Source organism: Grimontia sp. THUN1695, assembly GCF_059704325.2.
On the sequence record NZ_AP046577.1, the window covers coordinates 2,748,985 to 2,774,307 of the forward strand.

At 49.1% G+C, this 25,323-nt stretch carries 18 protein-coding genes, 6 tRNA genes and 3 rRNA genes; 5 read left to right on the forward strand and 22 right to left on the reverse strand.

Annotation, left to right across the window (positions count from 1 at the left end; all coding sequences use genetic code 11):
- Positions 1–39: 39 nt before the first annotated feature.
- The 12 genes from rpoB to AC6IB1_RS15985 all read right to left on the reverse strand — a co-directional run bounded on the left by rpoB (position 40) and on the right by AC6IB1_RS15985 (position 9,537).
- Positions 40–4,065, reverse strand: coding sequence for a DNA-directed RNA polymerase subunit beta (gene rpoB, locus AC6IB1_RS15930; RefSeq protein WP_497567458.1), 4,026 nt, complete (start codon positions 4,063–4,065; stop codon positions 40–42).
- Between the two features lie 229 nt (positions 4,066–4,294).
- Complete coding sequence (gene rplL / locus AC6IB1_RS15935; RefSeq protein ID WP_005501201.1) at positions 4,295–4,663, reverse strand: 50S ribosomal protein L7/L12; 369 nt, start codon at positions 4,661–4,663, stop codon at positions 4,295–4,297.
- A gap of 60 nt (positions 4,664–4,723) precedes the next feature.
- Positions 4,724–5,212, reverse strand: a complete 489-nt coding sequence (rplJ, locus tag AC6IB1_RS15940; RefSeq protein WP_005501210.1) for a 50S ribosomal protein L10 — start codon at positions 5,210–5,212, stop codon at positions 4,724–4,726.
- A 237-nt stretch (positions 5,213–5,449) separates the two neighbouring features.
- Positions 5,450–6,154, reverse strand: coding sequence for a 50S ribosomal protein L1 (rplA, locus tag AC6IB1_RS15945; RefSeq protein ID WP_497567459.1), 705 nt, complete (start codon positions 6,152–6,154; stop codon positions 5,450–5,452).
- Positions 6,155–6,158: 4 nt separating this feature from the next.
- On the reverse strand, positions 6,159–6,587 hold the full coding sequence (gene rplK / locus AC6IB1_RS15950; protein ID WP_005501212.1) for a 50S ribosomal protein L11: 429 nt from the start codon (positions 6,585–6,587) through the stop codon (positions 6,159–6,161).
- 124 nt (positions 6,588–6,711) lie between these two features.
- Positions 6,712–7,257, reverse strand: a complete 546-nt coding sequence (gene nusG / locus AC6IB1_RS15955; RefSeq protein WP_005501213.1) for a transcription termination/antitermination protein NusG — start codon at positions 7,255–7,257, stop codon at positions 6,712–6,714.
- A gap of 10 nt (positions 7,258–7,267) precedes the next feature.
- Entirely contained in the window at positions 7,268–7,639 is a 372-nt protein-coding gene (gene secE / locus AC6IB1_RS15960) for a preprotein translocase subunit SecE (RefSeq protein ID WP_005501214.1), read from the reverse strand.
- 220 nt (positions 7,640–7,859) lie between these two features.
- The gene (tuf, locus tag AC6IB1_RS15965) at positions 7,860–9,044 is read right to left on the reverse strand and encodes an elongation factor Tu (protein ID WP_005501217.1); all 1,185 of its coding nucleotides are present in this window, start codon (positions 9,042–9,044) and stop codon (positions 7,860–7,862) included.
- 110 nt (positions 9,045–9,154) lie between these two features.
- Positions 9,155–9,230: transfer RNA gene (locus tag AC6IB1_RS15970), tRNA-Thr, on the reverse strand.
- A gap of 10 nt (positions 9,231–9,240) precedes the next feature.
- Positions 9,241–9,315 (reverse strand) — tRNA-Gly (locus tag AC6IB1_RS15975).
- Between the two features lie 39 nt (positions 9,316–9,354).
- Positions 9,355–9,439: transfer RNA gene (locus tag AC6IB1_RS15980), tRNA-Tyr, on the reverse strand.
- 22 nt (positions 9,440–9,461) lie between these two features.
- Positions 9,462–9,537 (reverse strand) — tRNA-Thr (locus AC6IB1_RS15985).
- A 210-nt stretch (positions 9,538–9,747) separates the two neighbouring features.
- Between AC6IB1_RS15985 and coaA the strand changes: the two genes are divergently transcribed.
- Entirely contained in the window at positions 9,748–10,683 is a 936-nt protein-coding gene (coaA, locus tag AC6IB1_RS15990) for a type I pantothenate kinase (protein ID WP_497567460.1), read from the forward strand.
- On the opposite strand, the gene birA is transcribed toward coaA, so the two are convergent.
- On the reverse strand, positions 10,673–11,650 hold the full coding sequence (birA, locus tag AC6IB1_RS15995; RefSeq protein ID WP_497567461.1) for a bifunctional biotin--[acetyl-CoA-carboxylase] ligase/biotin operon repressor BirA: 978 nt from the start codon (positions 11,648–11,650) through the stop codon (positions 10,673–10,675). The two genes, coaA and birA, sit on opposite strands and share 11 nt — an antisense overlap.
- Positions 11,638–12,678 (reverse strand): UDP-N-acetylmuramate dehydrogenase, encoded by a 1,041-nt coding sequence (gene murB / locus AC6IB1_RS16000; RefSeq protein WP_497567462.1) that lies wholly within the window; start codon positions 12,676–12,678, stop codon positions 11,638–11,640. The genes birA and murB overlap by 13 nt, the downstream gene beginning before the upstream one ends.
- An 81-nt stretch (positions 12,679–12,759) precedes the next feature.
- Here murB and AC6IB1_RS16005 point away from each other — a divergent pair, with 81 nt between their 5' ends.
- From AC6IB1_RS16005 to AC6IB1_RS16015, 3 genes are all read left to right on the forward strand, one after another.
- A complete protein-coding gene (locus AC6IB1_RS16005) occupies positions 12,760–13,194 on the forward strand; it encodes a GNAT family N-acetyltransferase (RefSeq protein WP_497567463.1) in 435 nt (144 codons plus the stop codon).
- A 112-nt stretch (positions 13,195–13,306) separates the two neighbouring features.
- The gene (gene pssA, locus AC6IB1_RS16010) at positions 13,307–14,656 is read left to right on the forward strand and encodes a CDP-diacylglycerol--serine O-phosphatidyltransferase (RefSeq protein WP_497567464.1); all 1,350 of its coding nucleotides are present in this window, start codon (positions 13,307–13,309) and stop codon (positions 14,654–14,656) included.
- Positions 14,657–14,666: 10 nt separating this feature from the next.
- Positions 14,667–15,287 (forward strand): nicotinamidase, encoded by a 621-nt coding sequence (locus tag AC6IB1_RS16015; RefSeq protein WP_497567465.1) that lies wholly within the window; start codon positions 14,667–14,669, stop codon positions 15,285–15,287.
- A 280-nt stretch (positions 15,288–15,567) separates the two neighbouring features.
- Here the strand turns inward: AC6IB1_RS16015 and AC6IB1_RS16020 are convergent.
- The 5 genes from AC6IB1_RS16020 to AC6IB1_RS16040 form a co-directional block, all read right to left on the reverse strand.
- Positions 15,568–15,644 (reverse strand) — tRNA-Asp (locus AC6IB1_RS16020).
- A 42-nt stretch (positions 15,645–15,686) separates the two neighbouring features.
- A 5S ribosomal RNA gene (gene rrf, locus AC6IB1_RS16025) occupies positions 15,687–15,802 on the reverse strand.
- 133 nt (positions 15,803–15,935) lie between these two features.
- Positions 15,936–18,825: ribosomal RNA gene (locus AC6IB1_RS16030) — 23S ribosomal RNA — on the reverse strand.
- A 257-nt stretch (positions 18,826–19,082) separates the two neighbouring features.
- Positions 19,083–19,158: transfer RNA gene (locus AC6IB1_RS16035), tRNA-Glu, on the reverse strand.
- 63 nt (positions 19,159–19,221) lie between these two features.
- A 16S ribosomal RNA gene (locus AC6IB1_RS16040) occupies positions 19,222–20,773 on the reverse strand.
- Together the 16S, 23S and 5S rRNA genes with 2 tRNA genes alongside form the textbook arrangement of a ribosomal RNA operon.
- A 719-nt stretch (positions 20,774–21,492) precedes the next feature.
- Between AC6IB1_RS16040 and AC6IB1_RS16045 the strand changes: the two genes are divergently transcribed.
- Positions 21,493–21,942 (forward strand): RNA recognition motif domain-containing protein, encoded by a 450-nt coding sequence (locus tag AC6IB1_RS16045; RefSeq protein ID WP_497567466.1) that lies wholly within the window; start codon positions 21,493–21,495, stop codon positions 21,940–21,942.
- Here AC6IB1_RS16045 and murI read toward each other — a convergent pair.
- The 3 genes from murI to AC6IB1_RS16060 form a co-directional block, all read right to left on the reverse strand.
- A complete protein-coding gene (gene murI / locus AC6IB1_RS16050; RefSeq protein WP_497567467.1) occupies positions 21,920–22,711 on the reverse strand; it encodes a glutamate racemase in 792 nt (263 codons plus the stop codon). The genes AC6IB1_RS16045 and murI overlap by 23 nt on opposite strands.
- Positions 22,712–22,777: 66 nt before the next feature.
- On the reverse strand, positions 22,778–23,440 hold the full coding sequence (locus tag AC6IB1_RS16055) for a Dph6-related ATP pyrophosphatase (RefSeq protein WP_497567468.1): 663 nt from the start codon (positions 23,438–23,440) through the stop codon (positions 22,778–22,780).
- A 53-nt stretch (positions 23,441–23,493) separates the two neighbouring features.
- Entirely contained in the window at positions 23,494–25,323 is a 1,830-nt protein-coding gene (locus AC6IB1_RS16060) for a TonB-dependent receptor domain-containing protein (RefSeq protein ID WP_497567469.1), read from the reverse strand.

A 25,323-nucleotide genomic window follows, 5' to 3' on the forward strand; every position in this document is an offset into this window, starting at 1 on the left:
CATCTCGTTTTACGCTGGGAAGTGCAAACAAGCCGGGGCTTATTCGTCTTCCAGCTCGATGTTGATACCCAACGAGCGGATTTCTTTCAGCAATACGTTGAAAGATTCCGGCATACCCGGTTCCATGCGGTGATCGCCGTCGACGATGTTCTTATACATCTTCGTACGACCGTTCACGTCATCCGACTTAACAGTCAGCATTTCCTGCAGGGTGTATGCTGCGCCGTATGCTTCCAGCGCCCACACTTCCATCTCACCGAAACGCTGACCACCGAACTGAGCCTTACCACCCAGCGGCTGCTGAGTAACCAGGCTGTAAGAACCGGTAGAACGGGCGTGCATCTTATCGTCAACCAGGTGGTTCAGTTTCAGCATGTACATGTAACCGACAGTTACAGGGCGCTCAAACTTCTCACCAGTACGACCGTCGAACAGGGTCAGCTGACCAGATTCTGGTAGGTCACCCAGCTTCAACAGCTCTTTGATTGCCGGCTCTGGTGCACCATCGAACACAGGGGTTGCGATTGGCAGACCGTCACGCAGGTTTTCGATCAGCGTACGAACTTCGTCGTCTGTCAGTGCAGAAATATCCACTTTCTGACGGGTGTCACCCAGATCGTAAACCTTCTGCAGGAACTCACGGAATTTCGCCAGTTCTTGCTGCTCTTTGATCATCTTGTTGATCTTGTTACCGATACCTTTCGCCGCCAGGCCAAGGTGGGTTTCCAGGATCTGACCGATGTTCATACGAGACGGTACACCCAGTGGGTTCAGTACGATATCGACTGGCTCACCGTTCTCATCGTACGGCATGTCTTCAACAGGGTTGATCTTCGAGATAACACCCTTGTTACCGTGACGACCTGCCATCTTATCACCAGGCTGGATACGACGCTTAACAGCCAGGTAAACCTTAACAATCTTAAGGACGCCCGGTGCCAAATCGTCACCCTGGGTGATCTTACGGCGCTTGGTGTCAAACTTCTTATCGAAGTCTGCTTTCAGCTCGTCGTACTGCTCAGCCAGTTGCTCCAACTGAGTTTGCAATGCTTCATCGTCAAGGGTCTGGGACAGCATTGTCTGGCGATCCATGTTCGCCAGCTTGTCTTCGCTGTAACCGGCTTGTGCCAGCACACCACGAACACGCGCGACCAGACCACCTTCCAGAATCGAGAACTCTTCTGTCAGGTCTTTCTTGGCTTCTTTCAGCTGCATTTCTTCGATTTCAAGCGCACGCTTGTCTTTCTCTACGCCGTCACGGGTAAATACCTGTACGTCGATAACCGTACCGGATACACCGTTCGGAACACGCAGAGAAGAGTCTTTCACGTCAGACGCTTTCTCACCGAAGATTGCACGTAGCAGTTTTTCTTCCGGTGTCAGCTGGGTTTCGCCTTTTGGCGTCACTTTACCCACCAGAATGTCGCCGCCTTTCACTTCTGCACCGATGTATACCACACCGGATTCGTCCAGCTTAGACAGCGCCGCCTCACCCACGTTAGGGATGTCAGCAGTAATTTCTTCGCTACCCAGTTTAGTATCACGCGCCACACACTGGAGTTCCTGAATGTGGATAGTCGTCAGGCGGTCTTCCTGTACAACGCGCTCAGATACAAGGATGGAGTCCTCGAAGTTGTAACCGTTCCAAGGCATGAACGCGATACGCATGTTCTGGCCCAGTGCCAGTTCACCCAGGTCAGTCGAAGGACCGTCAGCCAATACGTCACCGCGCTGAACAGGCTCGCCTGGCATCACGCATGGACGTTGGTTGATACAGGTGTTCTGGTTAGAACGGGTGTACTTCGTCAGGTTGTAGATGTCGATACCTGCTTCACCCGGAACCAGTTCATCTTCATTAACCTTAACAACAATGCGTGATGCGTCGACAGACTGGATAACACCGCCGCGTTTTGCAACCGCAGTTACACCGGAGTCAACCGCTACCGCACGCTCAATACCGGTACCTACCAGCGGCTTGTCAGCACGCAGCGTTGGTACAGCCTGACGTTGCATGTTCGCACCCATCAGTGCACGGTTAGCATCGTCGTGCTCAAGGAACGGGATCAGGGATGCTGCCACCGATACAACCTGGTTGGTTGCAACATCCATGTACTGGACATGGTCACGTGGGTGCAGACCTGATTCACCTTTCTGGCGAGCAGTGATAAGTTCGTCAGCGAAAGAGCCATCTTCGTTAAGCACGGCGTTCGCCTGCGCGATAACGAACTGGCCTTCTTCAATCGCAGACAGGTAGTCGATTTCATCGGTTACTTTACCGTCAACCACTTTGCGGTAAGGCGTTTCCAGGAAGCCGTACGGGTTAGTACGTGCAAACGCGGAAAGCGAGTTGATCAGACCGATGTTTGGACCTTCAGGGGTTTCGATTGGACACAGGCGACCATAGTGGGTTGCGTGTACGTCTCGAACCTCAAAGCCTGCACGCTCACGCGTCAGACCACCTGGACCCAGTGCAGAGATACGGCGCTTGTGCGTCACTTCTGACAGCGGGTTGTTCTGGTCCATAAACTGTGACAGCTGGGAAGAGCCAAAGAACTCTTTCACTGCCGCAGAGATAGGCTTGGCGTTAATCAGATCCTGTGGCATCACGTTGTCGAGATCGCCCAGGCTCAGACGCTCTTTCACCGCACGCTCAACACGTACCAGACCAACACGGAACTGGTTCTCTGCCATTTCGCCCACAGAACGGATACGACGGTTGCCCAGGTGGTCGATATCGTCCACCTCACCGATACCGTTACGGATATCGATAAGCTTACGCATCACTTCAATGATGTCGTCATGGCTCAAAACGCCAGAACCGGTCATTTCTTCACGGCCCAGAGAACTGTTGAACTTCATGCGGCCTACCGCAGACAGATCGTAACGATCTTCTGAGAAGAACAGGCTTTCGAACAGTTGTTCTGCTGCTTCACGCGTTGGCGGCTCGCCAGGACGCATCATGCGGTAGATTTCAACCAACGCGGTCAGGCGATCAGTCGTGCTGTCGATACGCAGGGTATCTGACATGTACGGGCCGTGATCCAGATCGTTGGTGAACAGGGTTTCGATCTTCTTGTGGCCAGCCTGAGACAGAAGCGCCAGGGTTTCCAGGCTCAGCTCTTGGTTAGCTGCCGCAATGATCTCACCAGTTTCCTCGTTAATGTAATCACGTGCAGCCACTTTGCCCACGATGTACTCAACAGGAACTTCAATTTGTTTGATGCCGTCTTTTTCAAGCTGGCGAATGTGGCGCGCTGTGATGCGACGACCTTGCTCAACGTATACCTTACCGTCAGCTTCAATATCGAAGCTCGCGGTTTCACCGCGCAGACGATCAGGCACCAATTCCATCACCAGAGACTTACCTTGCACTTCGAAAACGACTTTTTCGAAGAACAAATCAAGGATTTGCTCAGTGGTATATTCCAACGCACGCAGAATGATCGATGCAGGCAGCTTACGACGACGGTCAATACGAACGTACAGCAAATCCTTAGGATCGAATTCAAAATCCAACCATGAACCACGGTATGGAATGATTCGCGCGTTATACAGCACTTTACCTGAGGAATGGGTTTTACCCTTATCGCTGTCGAAGAAGACGCCCGGGCTACGATGCAGCTGGGATACGATAACCCTCTCAGTACCGTTGATAACAAAGGTACCATTGTCCGTCATGAGTGGGATCTCACCCATGTAGACTTCTTGCTCTTTGATGTCTTTTACGGTGCCAGCAGGTGCATCTTTGTCAAACATTACCAAGCGCAGTTTAACGCGCAGTGGTGCAGAGTAAGTGACGCCACGGATCTGACATTCTTTAACATCGAAAACTGGCTCACCGAGACGATAGCTAACGTATTGCAGCTCGGAATTGCCGTTGTAGCTCTGAATCGGGAAGACAGAGCGAAAGGCAGCTTCAAGACCGTATTGCCCTTCTGGATCCTGCTCGATAAATTTTTCGAAAGAATCAAGCTGGATAGACAGCAAGTATGGCACGTCCAGAACTTGAGGACGCTTACCAAAATCCTTACGGATACGCTTTTTCTCGGTATAAGAGTAAACCATAGGGTTCCTCAGCTCGCTGATAAGTGACCCAAACTGTCCAGACTGAGGGACAGTAACTAATAACCAACCGTTTACTGTAGGAACATCAGAGGGTTAATTCCGATGCTTTTGCATGGTCAGCAGTGACTAAACGGGGTGCAAAATTCACTACTGCCCTACAGCGCAAAAAGGCCGGTGGCCATTTAGCCACCAGCCATTAGCCTTTTCAGGCTAGGAAGCTAAGCAATAATTACTTAACTTCAACAGAAGCACCAGCTTCTTCCAGTTCTTTCTTCAGTGCTTCAGCTTCTTCTTTAGAAACACCTTCTTTCAGAGGAGCTGGAGCGCCGTCAACAACTGCTTTCGCTTCTTTCAGGCCCAGACCAGTTGCGCCACGAACTGCTTTGATTACTGCAACTTTGTTTGCACCAGCAGCAGTCAGGATTACGTCGAATTCAGTTTGCTCTTCAGCCGCTTCACCAGCAACTGCGCCGCCAGCTACTACTGCAGCAGCAGCAGTAACACCGAATTTCTCTTCCATTGCTTCGATCAGTTCAACAACTTGCATTACAGACATTTCTGCAATTGCGTCTAGGATTTGCTCGTTAGTGATAGACATAACAATTCTCTTTAAAGTCAACAATTAGTTTAATTAGCAACCAGTAAAAAGCAATGCGAATTACGCAGCTTCTTTCTGATCGCGGATAGCCGCGATAGTGCGAACCAGCTTGCCAGCAGACGCTTCTTTCATGCACATCATCAGACGTGCGATAGCTTCGTCGTAAGTTGGCAGTGTTGCCAGTACTTCAGCGTCAGTCAGTGCGCCTTCGAATGCAGCAGCTTTGATTTCAAAGTTTTTGTTCTCTTTCGCGAAGTCTTTGAAAAGACGCGCTGCAGCACCTGGGTGCTCAGTAGAGAACGCAATCAGTGTAGGACCAACAAAAACGTCTTTCAGACATTCATAGTCAGTGCCTTCCACTGCACGACGTGCCAGTGTGTTACGAACGACTTTCATGTAAACACCCGCTTCACGCGCTTGTTTACGTAGATTCGTCATCGCGCCAACTGTTACACCGCGAGAATCAGCTACAACTGCAGACAGGGCACCGCTGGCAGCTTCGTTGACTTCAGCAACAATTGCTTTTTTGTCTTGAAGATTTAATGCCATTTGGATTTGCTCCTGGATTGTTTTTACACCACTCGCTGCTTCACAGCAGGAGAGTCATTACGGTGCAGATCCAAGAAAGAAATATATCTATCATGTTCTGGCACCGTCTACGTAGGTAATGATTAAGTCTCCGTTCCGAAAAACTTGACACCTACGGTCTTGGACGAAGCCCGGCAAGCCGGACTTAGCCATGAATTCGAAGCGACAAATCATACAGCAATCCGTCGCTTCAAGCAATTAGTTTGCGTTCGTGTCCAGTGTGTTCTGGTCGATCGCTACACCTGCACCCATAGTGGTAGAGATGCTGACTTTCTTGATGAAAGCACCTTTTGCTGAAGAAGGCTTCGCTTTCTTCAGAGCAACCAGCAGCGCTTCCAGGTTACCTTTCAGCTTGTCAGCGTCGAAATCAACCTTACCGATGGTGGTGTGGATGATACCGTTCTTGTCGTTACGGTAACGAACCTGGCCTGCTTTCGCGTTCTTAACCGCTTCTGCAACGTTAGGCGTTACAGTGCCCACTTTCGGGTTTGGCATCAGACCACGAGGACCCAGGATAGTACCCAGTTGACCTACAACGCGCATTGCATCTGGTGATGCGATAACAACGTCGAAGTTCATCTCGCCTTTCTTCACTTGCTCAGCCAGGTCTTCCATACCAACAACGTCAGCACCCGCTTCTTTTGCCGCTTCTGCGTTCGCACCCTGAGTGAATACCGCTACGCGGATGTCACGGCCAGTGCCGTGTGGCAGTACAGTTGCGCCACGAACGTTTTGGTCTGATTTACGTGCATCGATGCCCAGGTTTACAGCAACGTCTACACTTTCAACGAATTTAGCAGTAGCCAGTTCTTTCAGAAGAGCAACAGCTTCGTTGATGTCGTACTCACGAGTCGCATCAACTTTCTCGCGGATCACGCGCATGCGCTTAGTCAGTTTTGCCATTGTCTTAACCCTCTACTACCAGACCCATTGAACGAGCGGTACCAGCGATTGAGCGTTTCATCGCTTCAATGTCTGCACCAGTCATGTCTTTCGCTTTAGTTTCCGCGATTTCCTGGATCTGAGCGTCGGTAACAGTACCTACTTTCTCAGTGTTAGGGCGGCCTGAACCAGACTTAATGCCAGCAGCTTTTTTCAGCAGAACTGCCGCAGGTGGTGTCTTAGTTTCGAAAGTGAAAGAGCGGTCACTGTATACAGAGATAACCACTGGGATAGGCAGGCCTTTTTCCATAGACTCTGTACGTGCGTTGAACGCTTTACAGAATTCCATGATGTTAACCCCATGCTGACCCAGAGCAGGACCAACTGGTGGACTTGGGTTAGCCATACCAGCTGCAACTTGCAGCTTGATGTAAGCTTCTACTTTTTTAGCCATTATTCAATACCTAAATTTGGGTTCAAACGTCTACTTTTAGCAAGCAGACTCCCCGTTTAACAAAAGGGCGCGAAATTGTATTCAAATTTCACGCCCCTAGCAACTGTTCCCGTGCAAAAAATGATCAGGTTTTTTCTACCTGGCCAAATTCCAGTTCTACCGGTGTAGCACGGCCAAAGATGGACACCGACACTTTCAGGCGGCTCTTTTCATAATCCACTTCTTCAACCACGCCGTTAAAGTCCGCAAACGGGCCTTCGGTCACGCGTACCACTTCACCAGCTTCGTACACGGTTTTATGCACTGGCGACTCGCTCGCTTTCTCCAGACGGTTCAGGATCGCATCCGCTTCTTTGTCAGAAATCGGTGCAGGGCGATCTGGCGTACCGCCGATAAAACCCATCACACGAGGTACACTACGTACCAGGTGCCATGACTCGTCGTTCATCAGCATCTGAACCAGAACATAACCAGGGAAGAACTTACGCTCGCTCTTGCGACGCTGACCTGCGCGCATTTCAACCACTTCCTCGGTAGGTACCAAAACCTCACCAAAGTAGTCTTCCATCTCGTGCATCTTGATATGTTCTTTCAAGGATTTTGCTACCCGGCCTTCAAAACCGGAGAACGCTTGAACAACATACCAACGTTTTTTCGGAGCTTCGCTCATGTAGTTAACCTCACACGCCAGTGATTAGGCGGACCAGACGGACCATGATTCCGTCGATGCCCCACAGGATGAGCGCCATGACGACAGTGACAGCCAGAACGATGAGAGTGGTCTGTAAAGTTTCCTGGCGGGTTGGCCAAACGACTTTACGCACTTCCATACGTGATTCACGTGCAAAGGTGATCGCTGCTTTACCTTTGGCAGTCAGTGCAGCGACACCAGCAGCAGCAGCAACTAGTACAACAACGGCTGCAGCCCGAAGCACGACAGACATATCACTGTACAGGCTATTTCCCACTACTGCCACAGCCAATAAGGCAAAGACCACAACCCATTTCAGGGTGTCCATTGACCCGGTTGGGGCTTCAGCATTCGCTTTCATACATTCTACCTGTAACTAGTCTACTTCATAGACGACAACAACCTCGCGTCAGCGAGGTAAAGGAATAAGGAAAATCACGTTTGGTTGAAGCAATCGTTTATTTTCTTATCCCTAAAACAATAACCACTGCGACAAATCGGTGAAAAAAAGTTCAATCCAATGGTTTGGCGCAGAAAAAGGGCATCAAATGATGCCCTTTTTGCTAGTGCGTCGTCAAATCTTATTCGATGATTTTAGCAACAACACCTGCACCAACGGTACGGCCACCTTCACGGATTGCGAAGCGCAGACCTTCGTCCATTGCGATTGGCGCGATCAGAGTAACGATCATCTTGATGTTGTCGCCTGGCATTACCATCTCAACGCCTTCTGGCAGTTCGATAGTACCGGTCACGTCAGTTGTACGGAAGTAGAACTGTGGACGGTAGCCTTTGAAGAACGGAGTATGACGGCCGCCTTCGTCTTTAGACAGAACGTATACTTCTGACTCGAAAGTAGTGTGAGGAGTGATAGAACCTGGTTTCGCCAGTACTTGACCACGCTCAACTTCGTCACGCTTGGTACCACGCAGCAGAACACCTACGTTCTCACCTGCACGGCCTTCGTCCAGAAGCTTACGGAACATTTCAACACCGGTACAAGTGGTCTTGGTGGTCTCACGAATACCAATGATTTCAACTTCGTCACCGACAGTGATAACACCTTGCTCAACACGACCGGTTACAACTGTACCACGGCCTTGGATTGAGAATACGTCTTCGATTGGCAGGATGAATGGCTTGTCGATCGCACGCTCTGGCTCTGGAATGTAAGAATCCAGCGCTTCTGCCAGTTCGATGATCTTCGCTTCCCACTCAGCTTCACCGTTCAGTGCACCCAGTGCAGAACCGCGAATAACTGGGCAGTCGTCGCCTGGGAAGTCGTACTCAGACAGCAGCTCACGCACTTCCATCTCTACCAGTTCCAGCAGCTCTTCGTCGTCAACCATGTCACACTTGTTCATGAAAACAAGGATGTATGGAATACCTACCTGGCGACCCAGCAGGATGTGCTCACGAGTTTGTGGCATTGGACCGTCAGTTGCCGCAACAACCAGGATACCACCGTCCATTTGCGCAGCACCGGTGATCATGTTTTTCACATAGTCAGCGTGTCCTGGGCAGTCTACGTGCGCGTAGTGACGTGAAGGAGTATCGTACTCTACGTGTGAAGTAGAGATAGTAATACCACGCTCACGCTCTTCTGGTGCGTTGTCGATAGATGCGAAGTCACGCGCTGCACCGCCGTAGTTTTTCGCCAGTACAGTACAGATTGCTGCGGTCAGAGTAGTTTTACCGTGGTCAACGTGGCCGATAGTACCAACGTTAACGTGCGGTTTCGTACGTTCAAATTTTTCTTTAGACATGACAGTCCCTCTAAGCACGGTATTTCGGTGGCATAACGACCACACATACAACAAATGTTTTTTTGTTGAGTATATGACAAATGGCTTGAAGTAACTTGGGGGAGAAAGCGTGGTGCTGATACCCAGATTTGAACTGGGGACCTCACCCTTACCAAGGGTGCGCTCTACCGACTGAGCTATATCAGCACGTTAAGATTGGAGCGGGCAGCGGGAATCGAACCCGCATCATCAGCTTGGAAGGCTGAGGTAATAGCCATTATACGATGCCCGCTTTCAGTTTCTCGTAGAGCTATTCAAACTATCTGAAATATGGTGGTGGGAGAAGGATTCGAACCTTCGAAGGCTGAGCCGTCAGATTTACAGTCTGATCCCTTTGGCCACTCGGGAATCCCACCAAATTGTTCTGCTTTGTCGTTATGGTGCCGGCTGCCGGAATCGAACTGGCGACCTACTGATTACAAGTCAGTTGCTCTACCAACTGAGCTAAGCCGGCGACAAGTGCTGCGCATTCTATGCAATGATTTTTGGCGTTGCAATAGGTAATTTTAAAATTTTTCCTAAATCCATTCTTGCAGTGCATTTATTCATCGATTTGCCCCACTTTTTAGCTAGATGACACATCCTTAAATCGGCATCATACTTTCACAATGATTGGGGATAAGGTATTGTCGCTTTCCTCAATTGAAACAGATTCACCAAAAACATGAGTGATTTACTAACGCCTTATTTGTCATTTGACCGTAAACAATGGTCTGAATTGCGCGATTCAGTGCCCATGACGCTCGACGAGACCGATCTCGAAAAGCTACGTGGTATTAATGAGCATTTGACGATGAATGAAGTGCGTGACATTTATCTGCCACTCTCGCGACTATTGAATCTGTATGTAAAAGCCCGCAAAAGCCGTACCCAGGTGCTGGAACACTTTTTGGGACAAAAAGACAACAACGTTCCCTACGTAATCGGTATCGCTGGCAGTGTGGCTGTTGGTAAAAGCACAACAGCTCGCTTGCTCAAGGCTCTGCTCGAGCGCTGGCCAGAACACCCTAAGGTAGAGCTGATTACTACCGATGGTTTCCTGTACCCGAACAAGGTATTAAATGCGCGTAGCCTAATGAAAAAGAAGGGCTTTCCTGAGTCTTATGATATTCGCAGGTTGGTTCAGTTCGTTGCTGACGTTAAATCAGGTAAGCCGCGTGTTGAAGCCCCAGTGTATTCACACCTAGTCTATGACATCACACAGGAAATCAAAATAGTTCAGCAACCCGATATCCTGATTGTTGAAGGGTTAAATGTCCTGCAAAGCGGCATGGATTACCCTCACGAGCCACACCGGGTGTTTATCTCAGATTTTCTCGACTTCTCTATCTATGTTGATGCAGACAGTGATTTGCTGAAAACCTGGTATATCGAACGGTTCATGGCATTCCGTAAAGGGGCATTCCAAAATCCAACCTCTTACTTCCATCACTACACCAAGTTATCCCATGAAGCCGCTGTCCAAACAGCAACCGGAATTTGGGAAGAGATCAATGGTAAAAACCTGATAGAAAACATCCTGCCAACCCGTGAACGCGCAGGGCTGATCCTGCAAAAAGGCGCAAATCACGCGGTACAAACTGTCAAGGTCAGGAAGTAACTCCATCGTCAGCGCGCAGGCTTATTTCTCCGCCAAGGTAGGGTATAATGCCAGTGTCAGTTTCCAGCAATAATGCCCCTTGTTCGTTGATGCCCCGCGCAATACCTTTGACCACACGCTCCCCCAGCAATAATTTGACTGCACGATCACGGAAATTATCATAACGCGCCCACTGCGCCACAAAGCCTGCCATGCCGAACACTTCGTACTGCTTAAGGGCATCGGTCACACCATTGATTAACGCTGCAGCCAGGGTATTTTTATCCGGCAGTATTTGACAGGCATCCCTAAGGTTCGCCCAACGCTGGTCTACTTCATCCGTAGCAGGCATAGAGACATTAAGCCCCATTCCAATGACAAGGTGCGCAGCATCCCCGGCTTGCCCGGTCATTTCGACCAAAATGCCGGCGAGCTTTCTGTCATGCCAATACAAGTCATTCGGCCACTTTACTTTCACATCCTCTGCGCCAAGTTTTTGCAACGTTTCCGCCATAGAAACACCAACGGCCAGGCTAAGTCCCATTGCTGCAGCCATACCAGCATCTAAACGCCAATAGAGAGAGAGATAAAGATTCGTACCGAAAGGGGAAAACCATGCCCGGCCGCGACGGCCGCGTCCAGCCTGTTGATACTCTGCCAGACAGGCTGTGCCTGATGGAATTTGCCCTACTCTGTCCAGCAAGTATTGATTGGTGGAATCAATCACAGGGATCAGTTCAAATCCTGGCACCTGTAATCTTTCCTCCAATACTTTTTCATCAAGCAGATCGAGAGGAGCAGGCAAACAATAACCTTTCCCCTGCACACGGAAGACATCCACACCCCATTGCTGCAATACCTTGATATGCTTACTGATTGCCGCGCGACTCATACCCAGCGATTCGCCCAGCTTTTCACCGGAATGAAACTGGCCATCCGCGAGCAGTTTAATCAGTGCCAGGCGAGGCGTGTTATCTAGTGCTGGCATACAGCCTCCAGAGTGATTTCTTCTCTCGCACCTATAAATCGCACTTCATGCTCAAGGTGAACACCAAAGCGTGCATAGACGGTATCCACCACATGTTTGGCTAATGCGATAACATTGTCTGCGGTCGCATTCCCCTTGTTGATTAACACCAACGCCTGTTTATTGTGCACTGCAGCATCACCGATGCAGTACCCTTTCAGCCCACACTTATCAATAAGCCACCCCGCCGCCAGTTTCACTTCGCGTTCAGAAACATCAAATGAAGGCATTTTTTCGTACTGCTCAAGCAGGGCTTTTACCTGTTCGCGGGGTACCACCGGATTTTTGAAGAAACTGCCAGCATTACCCAATATCTCTGGATCTGGTAATTTCTCACGACGGATTTCACACACTTTCTCGAACACCGCTTTCGCTGAAAGGTCTGCTTTATGGGAGAGATCGTTAAGGGCACCGTAACCAATAACGGGAACCCAAATTTTGGAAAGCTTAAGCCCAACCGCAACAATGATAGCTTTATCTTTCAGCTCACGTTTGAACACAGAGTCCCGATAACCAAACTCGCAGTCACCCGCTCCCATGCGTACAATTTCGCCGCTTTCCAGCATCAACACATCGACATATTCACAGCGCTCATTCAGTTCAACCCCATACGCTCCAATGTTCTGAATTGGCGCTGAACCAACTAACCCAGGAATAAGTGCCAGGTTTTCCAGCCCCGGCATCCCGTTTTCAATTGTCCAGCGAACAAACTGGTGCCAGTTTTCACCACCGGCCACATGCAAATGCCAGTCAAACTCAGTCTCTTCAACCTCAATCCCTTTCAGGCGATTGAGTACAACCACACCGTCGAAGTTCTCGCAAAAGAGCAGGTTACTGCCTTCTCCAACAATGAGTTTTGCTTCGTTGGCGTAATCATGCCAAATGCGGATAAGATCATCCGCCGTTTGCGCTTCCACAATAATCTTGGCGTTTATGTCTATGCCAAAGGTGTGAAAAGATTTCAGCGATGTATTGGACAGAGTTTTCATTCGGATCGTAGCGTCAATCTGATAAAGTCTTAACCGCGTATACTACCCCATCTGCCTTGAATTCACAGTGATTTGGTAACCATGCATAATTACAGAATCGCCCCCTTAGATCCGCAGCGCTTCCCACTCGTTATGCGCTTTTACAAGACCCATTATCCAGCAGGCAAACCTAAAAAAGATGAAGTGATATGGACGGTCGAGGGGATCTCAGGCCTCAAAGGGGCCGTGAGGTTTCGCCAGTTCGGTGATTTTCAGTTGCTGACAGGTATGTTGATAGACCCAGCACTGAGAAGACAGAGCATCGGCACATCACTGCTGATTGCTGTTAAACAACAAATAAAAGTGAAAACCTGTTATTGTCTGGCTTACTCCCATCTTAAGGCTATGTATGAAAAGGTGGGATTTGCCACTATCGCGGTCAGTGAATTGCCAGAAGATCTACACGGAAGATACCTAAGCTATTGCAACAGCGGTAAAAATCTTATCCCGATGATACACAACCCGGGATCTTGGTGATAAATCGGGATGACTGACACATCAAGAACACTAGAAATTGTACGATTTCTGGTACAATACAGGGTTTGATTTGCGTTAACACGACCACAGTGTCGAACTGAATGAGGCAACAATGGTTTCAGCTACTGCCAATAAGCAGTTGATCGATCAACTCCCGAAAATTGCGCAACGTCCAGATCAATTAGAAACGCTGCTCGATGCGATGACCTTTAGGGAGCGTCTGCTTCACGAAATAGCCCACGCTCAACACCGTATTTATCTGGTTGCACTTTATCTGCAAAATGATGACGCTGGCCGCACGATTCTTGATGCGCTTTACGATGCGAAACAAAAAAATCCCTCGCTGGATGTCAAGGTACTCGTCGACTGGCATCGCGCACAACGTGGCCTGATTGGTGCCGACAAGTCAGATGGCAATGCGGCGCTTTATCGCGAATACGCAGAGAAATATCCCCATAAAATAGACGTTCTGGGTGTACCAGTCAGAAACCGCGAGGTATTTGGTGTCCTTCACCTAAAAGGCTTTGTTTTTGACGACACGGTGGTTTATAGCGGTGCCAGCCTGAATGATGTCTATCTGGCACAACACGATCGCTATCGTTACGATCGCTACCATGTCATCAACAGTAAAAACCTGGCTGACTGCATGGCTGACTTTATTGGAAATACACTGGTCGCCAGTGATGCAGTGACATGTCTGGCGCAACCAAATCGCCCTGACGTAAAAGTCTTGAAGCCTGCTATTCGTGATCTTCGCGCCAGGCTACAAAACGCGAGCTACCAATTTCTCTCCGAACCTATTAATGAAGACCAGATAGGCCTGACACCTATGGTTGGGCTAGGTAAGAAAAAAAATCTCCTCAACATACAAATCTGTCGTCTTATCGCCAGTGCTGAGGAAGAACTGATCATTTGCACACCTTACTTCAACCCGCCACGCAGTGTCACCCGCGAGATCCGGCGTGCACTTCGACGGGGAGTCCATGTCACCATCATCGTGGGCGACAAAACTGCCAATGATTTTTATATCCCCCCCAGCGAACCTTTCAAGACAATTTCCGGGTTGCCTTATCTATATGAAATGAATCTGCGTAACTTCGCACGTAGAAATGAAGCAGCCATTGCGAAACGACAGCTAAAAATCCACCTATGGAAGCATGATGACAACAGCTTCCACCTAAAAGGTATCTGGGTTGACCGCTCATACATGCTACTAACAGGTAATAACCTTAATCCACGAGCCTGGAAGTTGGACTTGGAAAATGCCATCTTACTTCACGACAAGCAAAAACTGCTTGAAACAGAAGCCCAGCGTGAAATCGAAAAGATCCTGGAACACACACAACTGATTGGCAGCTACAAGCAAATTGATAACCTTGATGCATATCCGCCTCAGGTGAAAAAACTGCTCAAACGCATCAAACGTATTAAAGCAGACCATCTGCTCAACCAGATCCTTTAAGGAAAGTAACGTGATTGCATCTATCGACGTTGATCCGCAAAAAACCTTCACGCCACTCTGCCCCAACGAATTACCGGTTAATGGGGGCGATAACATTGGTCCTGCGCTCAATAAGCAGGCTGGGAAAGCCCATTTTCGCGTCCTGACGAAAGATGCACATCCCGCTAATGCCGTATGGGTTGTCGACAACCACGACAAGATGCTCTCACCTTTAGATCATGCCAACGCCGATCTGACTTGGGTTTCTCATGCTGTCCCGGGGACTGTAGGGTTCGAAACGATCCCTGCATTACCTGCAATTACAGATTACGATCACGTGATTTGGAAGGGGGTTGAGCCTGATCTTCATCCTTATGGCGCCTGTTTCCATGACATTCAAGAAAAACTCAGCACAGGGCTTATCGAATGGTTAAAGGCAAAGAACGTGTCAACAGTCCTTGTCGGTGGGCTCGCTACTGATTACTGCGTAAAAACCACAGCACTGCAACTTAAAAAGAGCGGAGGATTTGATGTTTGGGTCAACCTGGAAGCATGCCGGGGAATTGCAGATGATACTACCCTAAACGCATGTATCGAGATGCGCGATGCTGGCATTCATGTCATAAAGCGCCTTGAAGAATTCAACGTTTAATGCAAGACATACTATGTCTACTCATACCCATTCCATTCATTCACTAATCAGATTCACCGAGACCCTAATTAGCCGCATCCTTTTCTTTGCCCAGATACATGTTGTCGTATTTCGCTGACCAAGCTTCGCTTCATCCATAAACTATAAACAAGATCTGAACATATTTCAGGTGAATGCCTCCGAGAATCTTAAGGGCAGAAAGGAAAACGATCTAGCTTTAGATATCAAATAACGCAGACAGCAAAAAGCCCTGCTATTGCCAGCAGGGCTTCTTAATAAGTGGCGGAGCGGACGGGACTCGAACCCGCGACCCCCGGCGTGACAGGCCGGTATTCTAACCAACTGAACTACCGCTCCACTCAGATTACTATGTATTAAACACAATAACCTAAATTAGACGCCTGGCGATGTCCTACTCTCACATGGGGAGACCCCACACTACCATCGGCGCTGTTACGTTTCACTTCTGAGTTCGGCATGGAGTCAGGTGGGTCCATAACGCTATGGTCGCCAAGCAAATTCTTTATTGGGGTTCTCGGTCCTGGGTAACTCGGCCCTGGGAACACCCATTAAAATCTTGGAAAGCTGTCTGTTCTCAACACATTCTCTGTGTTCTCTTCGAGTCCGCCAAAACCCCTTGGGTGTTGTAGGGTTAAGCCTCTCGGGCAATTAGTACAGGTTAGCTCAACGCCTCACAGCGCTTACACACCCTGCCTATCTACGTCGTCGTCTCCAACAACCCTTCAGGATACTTTAAGTATCAGGGAGAACTCATCTCGAGGCTCGCTTCCCGCTTAGATGCTTTCAGCGGTTATCAATTCCGAACTTAGCTACCGGGCAATGCCACTGGCGTGACAACCCGAACACCAGAGGTTCGTCCACTCCGGTCCTCTCGTACTAGGAGCAGCCCCTCTCAATTCTCCAACGCCCACGGCAGATAGGGACCGAACTGTCTCACGACGTTCTAAACCCAGCTCGCGTACCACTTTAAATGGCGAACAGCCATACCCTTGGGACCGACTTCAGCCCCAGGATGTGATGAGCCGACATCGAGGTGCCAAACACCGCCGTCGATATGAACTCTTGGGCGGTATCAGCCTGTTATCCCCGGAGTACCTTTTATCCGTTGAGCGATGGCCCTTCCATTCAGAACCACCGGATCACTATGACCTGCTTTCGCACCTGCTCGAACCGTCATTCTCGCAGTCAAGCGGGCTTTTGCCATTGCACTAACCTCACGATGTCCGACCGTGATTAGCCCACCTTCGTGCTCCTCCGTTACGCTTTGGGAGGAGACCGCCCCAGTCAAACTACCCACCAGACACTGTCCTCACCCCAGATTATGGGGCCAAGTTAGAACATCAAACATACAAGGGTGGTATTTCAAGGATGGCTCCACGGCAACTGGCGTCACCGCTTCTTAGCCTCCCACCTATCCTACACATGTAGGCTCAATGTTCAGTGCCAAGCTGTAGTAAAGGTTCACGGGGTCTTTCCGTCTAGCCGCGGGTACACAGCATCTTCACTGCGATTTCAATTTCACTGAGTCTCGGGTGGAGACAGCGTGGCCATCATTACGCCATTCGTGCAGGTCGGAACTTACCCGACAAGGAATTTCGCTACCTTAGGACCGTTATAGTTACGGCCGCCGTTTACTGGGGCTTCGATCAAGAGCTTCTCCCTAAGGATAACCCCATCAATTAACCTTCCAGCACCGGGCAGGCGTCACACCGTATACGTCCTCTTTCGAGTTTGCACAGTGCTATGTTTTTAATAAACAGTTGCAGCCACCTGGTATCTGCGACTGCCCATAGCTCCATCCGCCAGGGACTTCACCGCGGGCAGCGTACCTTCTCCCGAAGTTACGGTACCATTTTGCCTAGTTCCTTCACCCGAGTTCTCTCAAGCGCCTTGGTATTCTCTACCCGACCACCTGTGTCGGTTTGGGGTACGGTTACTGATAACCTGAAGCTTAGAGGCTTTTCCCGGAAGCAGGGCATCAATGACTTCACTACCGTAGTAGCTCGACATCGTGTCTCAGTGTATAGCAAGCCGGATTTGCCTAACTCGCCCACCTACGCACTTGAACCAGGACAACCGTCGCCTGGCCCACCTAGCCTTCTCCGTCCCCCCATCGCAGTTATCAGCAGTACGGGAATATTAACCCGTTTCCCATCGACTACGCCTTTCGGCCTCGCCTTAGGGGCCGACTTACCCTGCCCCGATTAACGTTGGACAGGAACCCTTGGTCTTCCGGCGAGGAGGTTTTTCACCCCCTTTATCGTTACTCATGTCAGCATTCGCACTTCTGATACGTCCAGCATGCCTTACAGCACACCTTCAACCGCTTACAGAACGCTCCCCTACCCAATGTGCCTAAACACACTGCCGCAGCTTCGGTGTATCGCTTAGCCCCGTTACATCTTCCGCGCAGGCCGACTCGACCAGTGAGCTATTACGCTTTCTTTAAATGATGGCTGCTTCTAAGCCAACATCCTGGCTGTCTGAGCCTTCCCACATCGTTTCCCACTTAGCGATAACTTGGGGACCTTAGCTGGCGGTCTGGGTTGTTTCCCTCTCCACGACGGACGTTAGCACCCGCCGTGTGTCTCCCGGATACTACTTACTGGTATTCGGAGTTTGCAAAGGGTTGGTAAGTCGGGATGACCCCCTAGCCTTAACAGTGCTCTACCCCCAGTAGTATTCGTCCGAGGCGCTACCTAAATAGCTTTCGGGGAGAACCAGCTATCTCCGGGTTTGATTGGCCTTTCACCCCTAGCCACAAGTCATCCGCTAATTTTTCAACATTAGTCGGTTCGGTCCTCCAATTGATGTTACTCAATCTTCAACCTGCCCATGGCTAGATCACCCGGTTTCGGGTCTACGTCATGCAACTGAACGCCCAGTTAAGACTCGGTTTCCCTACGGCTCCCCTATGCGGTTAACCTTGCTACATAACGTAAGTCGCTGACCCATTATACAAAAGGTACGCAGTCACCTAACAAGTAGGCTCCCACTGCTTGTACGTACACGGTTTCAGGTTCTATTTCACTCCCCTCACAGGGGTTCTTTTCGCCTTTCCCTCACGGTACTGGTTCACTATCGGTCAGTCAGGAGTATTTAGCCTTGGAGGATGGTCCCCCCATCTTCAGACAAGATAACACGTGTCCCGTCTTACTCGTTTTCACTCACTGTGCGTTGTCGTGTACGGGGCTATCACCCTGTATCGCGCCACTTTCCAGAGGCTTCCACTAACGCACAATCAGCTTAAGGGCTGGTCCGGGGTCGCTCGCCGCTACTGCCGGAATCTCAATTGATTTCTTTTCCTTCGGGTACTTAGATGTTTCAGTTCCCCGAGTTCGCCTCATTAACCTATGGATTCAGTTAATGATACTGGCTTATGCCAGTGGGTTTCCCCATTCGGAAATCCGAGAGTATCGTGACTCTTACCGTCTTCTCTCGGCTTATCGCAGGTTAGCACGTCCTTCTTCGCCTCTGACTGCCTAGGCATCCACCGTGTACGCTTAGTCACTTAACCCTACAACCCCAAGAGGTTTCGTAGCTTTAAACAACCAAGGTTTGTCATCGTTCGATGACGATTTCGCCGGACTCAAATTCCAAGAACACTTGAATGTGTTTGGTGTTAACTCTTAAGAGTCAACATTTGAGAACTTTTACAAACAAGCTTTATCTCTTTCGAAACAAAGTTGTTTAGTCAGCTTTCCAGATTGTTAAAGAGCATTGATGTTCTTTCGAAGCACCATTTCTAACAACACTCTAAAGTGCGATTAAAAATGGCGTCCCATAGGGGAGTCGAACCCCTGTTACCGCCGTGAAAGGGCGATGTCCTAGGCCTCTAGACGAATGGGACACATCTGTCTTTTACATATTTGACCGCAGCAATCTGTGTGGACACTCACATTCATAGTATCGTTAAGGAGGTGATCCAGCCCCAGGTTCCCCTAGGGCTACCTTGTTACGACTTCACCCCAGTCATGAACCACACCGTGGTAAACGCCCTCCCGAAGGTTAAGCTATCTACTTCTGGTGCAGCCCACTCCCATGGTGTGACGGGCGGTGTGTACAAGGCCCGGGAACGTATTCACCGTGGCATTCTGATCCACGATTACTAGCGATTCCGACTTCATGGAGTCGAGTTGCAGACTCCAATCCGGACTACGATGCACTTTCTGGGATTCGCTCCACCTCGCGGTCTCGCTGCCCTCTGTATGCACCATTGTAGCACGTGTGTAGCCCTACTCGTAAGGGCCATGATGACTTGACGTCGTCCCCACCTTCCTCCGGTTTATCACCGGCAGTCTCCCTGGAGTTCCCACCCGAAGTGCTGGCAAACAAGGATAAGGGTTGCGCTCGTTGCGGGACTTAACCCAACATTTCACAACACGAGCTGACGACAGCCATGCAGCACCTGTCTCAGAGCTCCCGAAGGCACCAATCCATCTCTGGAAAGTTCTCTGGATGTCAAGAGTAGGTAAGGTTCTTCGCGTTGCATCGAATTAAACCACATGCTCCACCGCTTGTGCGGGCCCCCGTCAATTCATTTGAGTTTTAATCTTGCGACCGTACTCCCCAGGCGGTCTACTTAACGCGTTAGCTCCGAAAGCCACTGTTCTAGACAACAGCCTCCAAGTAGACATCGTTTACAGCGTGGACTACCAGGGTATCTAATCCTGTTTGCTCCCCACGCTTTCGCATCTGAGCGTCAGTCTTTGTCCAGGGGGCCGCCTTCGCCACCGGTATTCCTTCAGATCTCTACGCATTTCACCGCTACACCTGAAATTCTACCCCCCTCTACAAGACTCTAGCCTGCCAGTTCAAAATGCCACTCCCAGGTTAAGCCCGGGGCTTTCACATCTTGCTTAACAGACCGCCTGCATGCGCTTTACGCCCAGTAATTCCGATTAACGCTCGCACCCTCCGTATTACCGCGGCTGCTGGCACGGAGTTAGCCGGTGCTTCTTCTGCCGCTAACGTCAAATTACGCAGCTATTAACTACGTAACCTTCCTCACGGCTGAAAGTGCTTTACAACCCGAAGGCCTTCTTCACACACGCGGCATGGCTGCATCAGGCTTGCGCCCATTGTGCAATATTCCCCACTGCTGCCTCCCGTAGGAGTCTGGACCGTGTCTCAGTTCCAGTGTGGCTGATCATCCTCTCAAACCAGCTAGGGATCGTCGCCTTGGTGAGCCTTTACCTCACCAACCAGCTAATCCCAACTGGGCCCATCCTGACGCGAGAGGCCCGAAGGTCCCCCTCTTTGGTCCGAAGACATTATGCGGTATTAGCCACCGTTTCCAGTGGTTATCCCCCTCGTCAGGGCAGGTTCCCAGCCTTTACTCACCCGTCCGCCGCTCGCCGCCCAATAAATCATCCGAAGAATCTTTATTGTCGCTGCCGCTCGACTTGCATGTGTTAGGCCTGCCGCCAGCGTTCAATCTGAGCCATGATCAAACTCTTCAATTAGAATCTTTTCTGCCCTTCCTCACTTTGAAAAAGTGAACAAAGGCGGCTCGATGAAATACTGTATAAATCGACTGTGCCGATAACCCCGAAGAGCTTTCGTTTTGGTCACTCAGTTTCATCGATAAATCTTTTGTCTATCAATGACGAGTGCCCACACAGATTGCATAGGTCAAATTGTTAAAGAACGTTGACTTTAAGAAGCTGCGCTTCTCACCGTCAGGGCTGCGAATTTTACGCTGCCGGGCGATTAAGTCAAGAAGAAATTTTGAGATTTTTCAGTGTGGTTTGCACAAACCTCAAAACACCTTGTTGACTTGCCTCTCAGGGTGATTCCCCCTTCGAAGCGGGCGGCCATTTTACTGAACTACTTTAACGCGTCAAGCGTTTATTTTCGTCTCAGTTTTTTAAGGCCTTCGCCGTACCGGTTTAGATAGGAACTTCCACATTGGAAGCCGCTCTCCGTGTCGGTGAGGCGGCATTATAGAGACTAGGATCACATTGGCAAGGGTTTTTATTCTTTTTTCTCTCAACTGAACACAATTCAATCTAAACTTTAAAGATCCACAATAAATTGCAACATTAGACAACTATCACATTCACTTGCTAGCAATAAGAAGTCAATATCCGTAATATCAGCCTGACAATTGTATTTATTTTAGTCAGCATTATTTTCGATTCTTTATGCTACTTCTTCTAACCGACGTTTACTTTTGACGATTATGAAAACATCTATCAGTTTGCTTATTACTGCAACTATCGCACTCTTGGGTGTATTGCTTTTTAACAGCACAGCCCTGATAACAAGTGCAGGTTATGCTTTTGCACTGGGCGCTATTACGACAGGTATTACCCTTTTTCTTTTTTCTACTAAATCTTCTGGCGATATTTCAGCGTCCTCTTCTTCAACCAGTAAAACTATCTATGTAGGTAACCTGCCATATCGGGCTAATGAGAGTGATGTGAAGGAATTGTTCTCTAAATACGGTGAGGTTTTCGCCGTTCGCCTGATGAAGGACAAGCGGACAGGTAAGAGACGTGGTTTTGGTTTCGTCGTAATGGCGGCCGGTGATACAGAAAGTGCTATCGAGGAATTGAATAACAGCGAATACGGAGAAAGGACGCTTAAAGTAAGAGAAGCGAATGATCCTAGAAAGTCGGAGCGCGCTTAATTGCTGAAAAACCTAATTTGCCCAATTCATGATTCAGTGCTTCCTCATCTTTAACTGGTGCACTGCTAAACGCTAAATGCTTTTTATCACGGAAGGAGGTGCTCAATGCGCCTCTTTCTTTTAATAACGCATCCACACGATTTGCTATTGCCTTCCCTGAATCAATGACCAAACACTGGTCGCCTAAAATTTCCTCAATTTCGTCACGAAGCAATGGGAAGTGTGTGCAACCTAATACAATGCAGTCCGTTTTATTAATAAACGGCATCAGGACTTGTTTTAATATTTTTTTATCAACAGGTGTACCACGTAATTTCCCCTCACCCATTTGTACCAGTTCCGTTGAGCCCACCATTTCTACATGGCAATCAGGCGCAAACTCTTCCACCAGCTGCTTGGTATAAGTGCGGTTTACCGTCGCAGGCGTTGCCAGTAAGCCAATATGTTTGGTTTTACTCATGGCTACAGCCGGTTTAATAGCGGGGACGACACCGACAACAGGTATTGACAACAACGAGCGTAGATGAGGGAGAACCAGTGTGCTGGCGGTATTACAGGCGATGACAACCAAGGCAATATCGCGCTCATAGCACAGGGATGTCACCATGCCGCAGACACGCTGGATAAGGATGTCATCAGCGAGCTCTCCGTAGGGGAAAGCGGCATTATCAAAGGCATAAACAACGTGCTGCTCCGGAAGCAATTGGGCTATCTCTTTATACACAGACAGACCACCCACACCAGAATCAAAAATCAGCACACTTTTCACGCTTGTTTACCTTACTTTATCGACAGCGTCGCAATCATACTGCTCATGACATCAATTTTAAATCGCTCACCGATCGAGATGATAGCTCAGATGGTGAAAACGTCCTTCCCTCTTCTCTCCAATTGCCGTTACCGACAGCGGCGTTTTGAAACAGGGCGCATTGGTAACCAAGGTATGGAACTCTCCATCTTCACCACAAGGGTCGCAAGACACAGGCAAGTCATCAAGCAGTGACTTGTCATAGCGCCTGCCAAGGAAACTGCCATCCAGTTGATGGGTATCGATGGTCGATAATGTGGTTTCTATTCCGGTATGGATAATCTCTTCTGCCAGGCTTTTGCTGTCTTCGCCTAAAAGCGGAAACACACACTCCCAACCCTGGGGCTCAATATAACCTCTCCGGTATGCTTCGATGCCATTGCAGAACATATCGCCAAATGCAACGGCCTCCACATTCAGGCCGCTGTTACGAATACCCTCTATAACCGCACCTTGATAAACATCATTGGGCGGAAAAACTTCACTTAGCTCGATCAGCACCAGCGGCAAGCCAATACTTTCCGCCTGCGCCTTAACAATCTCTATCGGTGTCGCCTGGAATGGAACCTCACATCCAACATACGTGGTGTAAAGACCTACCACCTCATAGCTGTCGCTCTTTAGAAGCCGACATAATGTCAGGGTTGAATCCTTACCGGTCGACCAACTGATAATGACACGTTTTTTCATATAATTGACTGAAAGTAAAAAACCGCCCGTGGACGGTTTTTTACAATGCACGGTTAATACGCGAAGTTCAGGTTAACGTAGAATGCACGTTCTGCTGCTGGGTAATCACCCGCAGTTTCATATTCTTTATCGAACAGGTTAGAGACCTTCGCGCCTAGGGTAATGTTATTCGATATGTCATACTGTGCGGTCAGATCCCAAACAGAGTAACTACTTAGTATACCTCCGCTTCCGTCCGAGAAATTTGGACGCTCGCCTTGGTACATATACTGGGTCCCCAAAAGAACATCACCTAACCATACTGAAGTACGCCATTTAACCACTTCTTTTGCTCGACGCGCCAGCTGCATGTTCTTCGTCAGGTCTTTGGGATCACGCAGCTCAAGTGACACTTGGTTATAAACAGGACCGAGGTCAAAATCAGCAATCAACTCGATGCCTTTGATGCGCGCTTCCTCCACGTTCTTGTTTGTACCCGTTGGATAACTACCAGAGTAAGTGATCAAATTGTCGATATTATTGATGTAGCCATTCAGGCTCCAGCCAATATTATAAGTATTGCCTTCCAAGCCTATTTCAATATTCTCTGACTCTTCAGGCTTCAGATTAACGTTCCCTCCAAATCCATAGAGTTTATCAAAACCAGGGGCTTTAAATGCCGTGCCATAGCTACTGAATATGCGGTAATCATCATGCATCTTCCAACTCGCCGCAATCAAACCCGTCGTATTACCACCAAACTGATCGTTCTCGTCATGACGAACACTTCCTTCAATCAAAACATTGTCTGTCACATTGAAATTGGCTAAACCAAATACACCAATATTTTCACGAGGATTGTCTTTAATAACATCGATAGCAATCATGCTGCCATCCAGGTATCTTTCCGACGTTAGGTCAACCCCACCTGTCACCGCCAATTGTTCATTGACTTGGTAACGCGTCGCCACACTTGCATAGACTTGGCGGATATCGCTGGTCAGGGTTTCATCTGACGGGCTGGCTCCTTCTGAAAAATCGTAATTTTTCTGTTCACCTAACTCTATGCGCGCCTGAGTATTCCACTTACCCGATGTAAAGCCGGTATCCGCACCAATAGCTTTGCTTTCAACCCAGAGATATTTTTTTGCACCCACATAGTCAGCAAAACCGACTTCATTCTCATACCAACGCCCAATGATATTGGAACGCCAGTTTTCACGCGGAGCGTAGCTCAGCCGCAAAGACGCATTTTTACTTTCAAAGCCGTGCTTATCATTTGCTGGCGCAATGTCAGGACGAACGTTGTAACCATCAACTGACTCCAAGCCGCCCATTAATTGCACGGACAAGCTATCATTCACTTTGCGGGTAACACCGACATCAGCAGATGCGGAACCAAAACTACCGCCACCAATGCTAAAACGTGTCGCTTCCGCGTCATTACGGGTAATAATATTGATGACACCACCTATCGCGTCAGAACCATACACCGTGGCACCTGAGCCGCGGATCACTTCAATACGCTCCACTGTATTGAGGGGCAACATGTTGAAATCGATCGTTCCCAGCATGGTGCGTGGAAGACGTACACCATCAACCAGCACCAACACATGGTTAGAATTGGTACCGCGAAGAAAAATAGAGGCTGTTTGACCGCGGCCACCATTTTGGCCAATTTCTATGCCTGGTAAGGTTTTGAGGGCGTCAACCAAACTATTGGCCTGAAGCTCTTCTATATCGGAGCGGGTCAACACAGAGACTGGTGCAAGAACAGAAGAAACAGGCTGTTCAAATCGGGAAGCTGTAACAACCAACGTATCATCAACAGAAGGGGTAGTAGATTCGGCGTGCGCAAACACAGCCCACGGCAGCATGCTTGCTGCAAGTAGCTTTTTAGACAT

Coding starts and splice junctions, on each gene's coding strand:
- tuf (WP_005501217.1), bottom strand. CDS start 9,044: ATGTCTAAAGAAAAATTTGAACGTACGAAACCGCACGTTAACGTTGGT.
- AC6IB1_RS16045 (WP_497567466.1), top strand. CDS start 21,493: ATGAAAACATCTATCAGTTTGCTTATTACTGCAACTATCGCACTCTTG.
- rplK (WP_005501212.1), bottom strand. CDS start 6,587: ATGGCTAAAAAAGTAGAAGCTTACATCAAGCTGCAAGTTGCAGCTGGT.
- AC6IB1_RS16005 (WP_497567463.1), top strand. CDS start 12,760: ATGCATAATTACAGAATCGCCCCCTTAGATCCGCAGCGCTTCCCACTC.
- murB (WP_497567462.1), bottom strand. CDS start 12,678: ATGAAAACTCTGTCCAATACATCGCTGAAATCTTTTCACACCTTTGGC.
- AC6IB1_RS16060 (WP_497567469.1), bottom strand. CDS start 25,323: ATGTCTAAAAAGCTACTTGCAGCAAGCATGCTGCCGTGGGCTGTGTTT.
- secE (WP_005501214.1), bottom strand. CDS start 7,639: ATGAAAGCGAATGCTGAAGCCCCAACCGGGTCAATGGACACCCTGAAA.
- rplL (WP_005501201.1), bottom strand. CDS start 4,663: ATGTCTATCACTAACGAGCAAATCCTAGACGCAATTGCAGAAATGTCT.
- nusG (WP_005501213.1), bottom strand. CDS start 7,257: ATGAGCGAAGCTCCGAAAAAACGTTGGTATGTTGTTCAAGCGTTCTCC.
- pssA (WP_497567464.1), top strand. CDS start 13,307: ATGGTTTCAGCTACTGCCAATAAGCAGTTGATCGATCAACTCCCGAAA.
- rplJ (WP_005501210.1), bottom strand. CDS start 5,212: ATGGCATTAAATCTTCAAGACAAAAAAGCAATTGTTGCTGAAGTCAAC.
- rpoB (WP_497567458.1), bottom strand. CDS start 4,065: ATGGTTTACTCTTATACCGAGAAAAAGCGTATCCGTAAGGATTTTGGT.
- rplA (WP_497567459.1), bottom strand. CDS start 6,154: ATGGCAAAACTGACTAAGCGCATGCGCGTGATCCGCGAGAAAGTTGAT.
- coaA (WP_497567460.1), top strand. CDS start 9,748: ATGAGTGATTTACTAACGCCTTATTTGTCATTTGACCGTAAACAATGG.
- birA (WP_497567461.1), bottom strand. CDS start 11,650: ATGCCAGCACTAGATAACACGCCTCGCCTGGCACTGATTAAACTGCTC.
- AC6IB1_RS16055 (WP_497567468.1), bottom strand. CDS start 23,440: ATGAAAAAACGTGTCATTATCAGTTGGTCGACCGGTAAGGATTCAACC.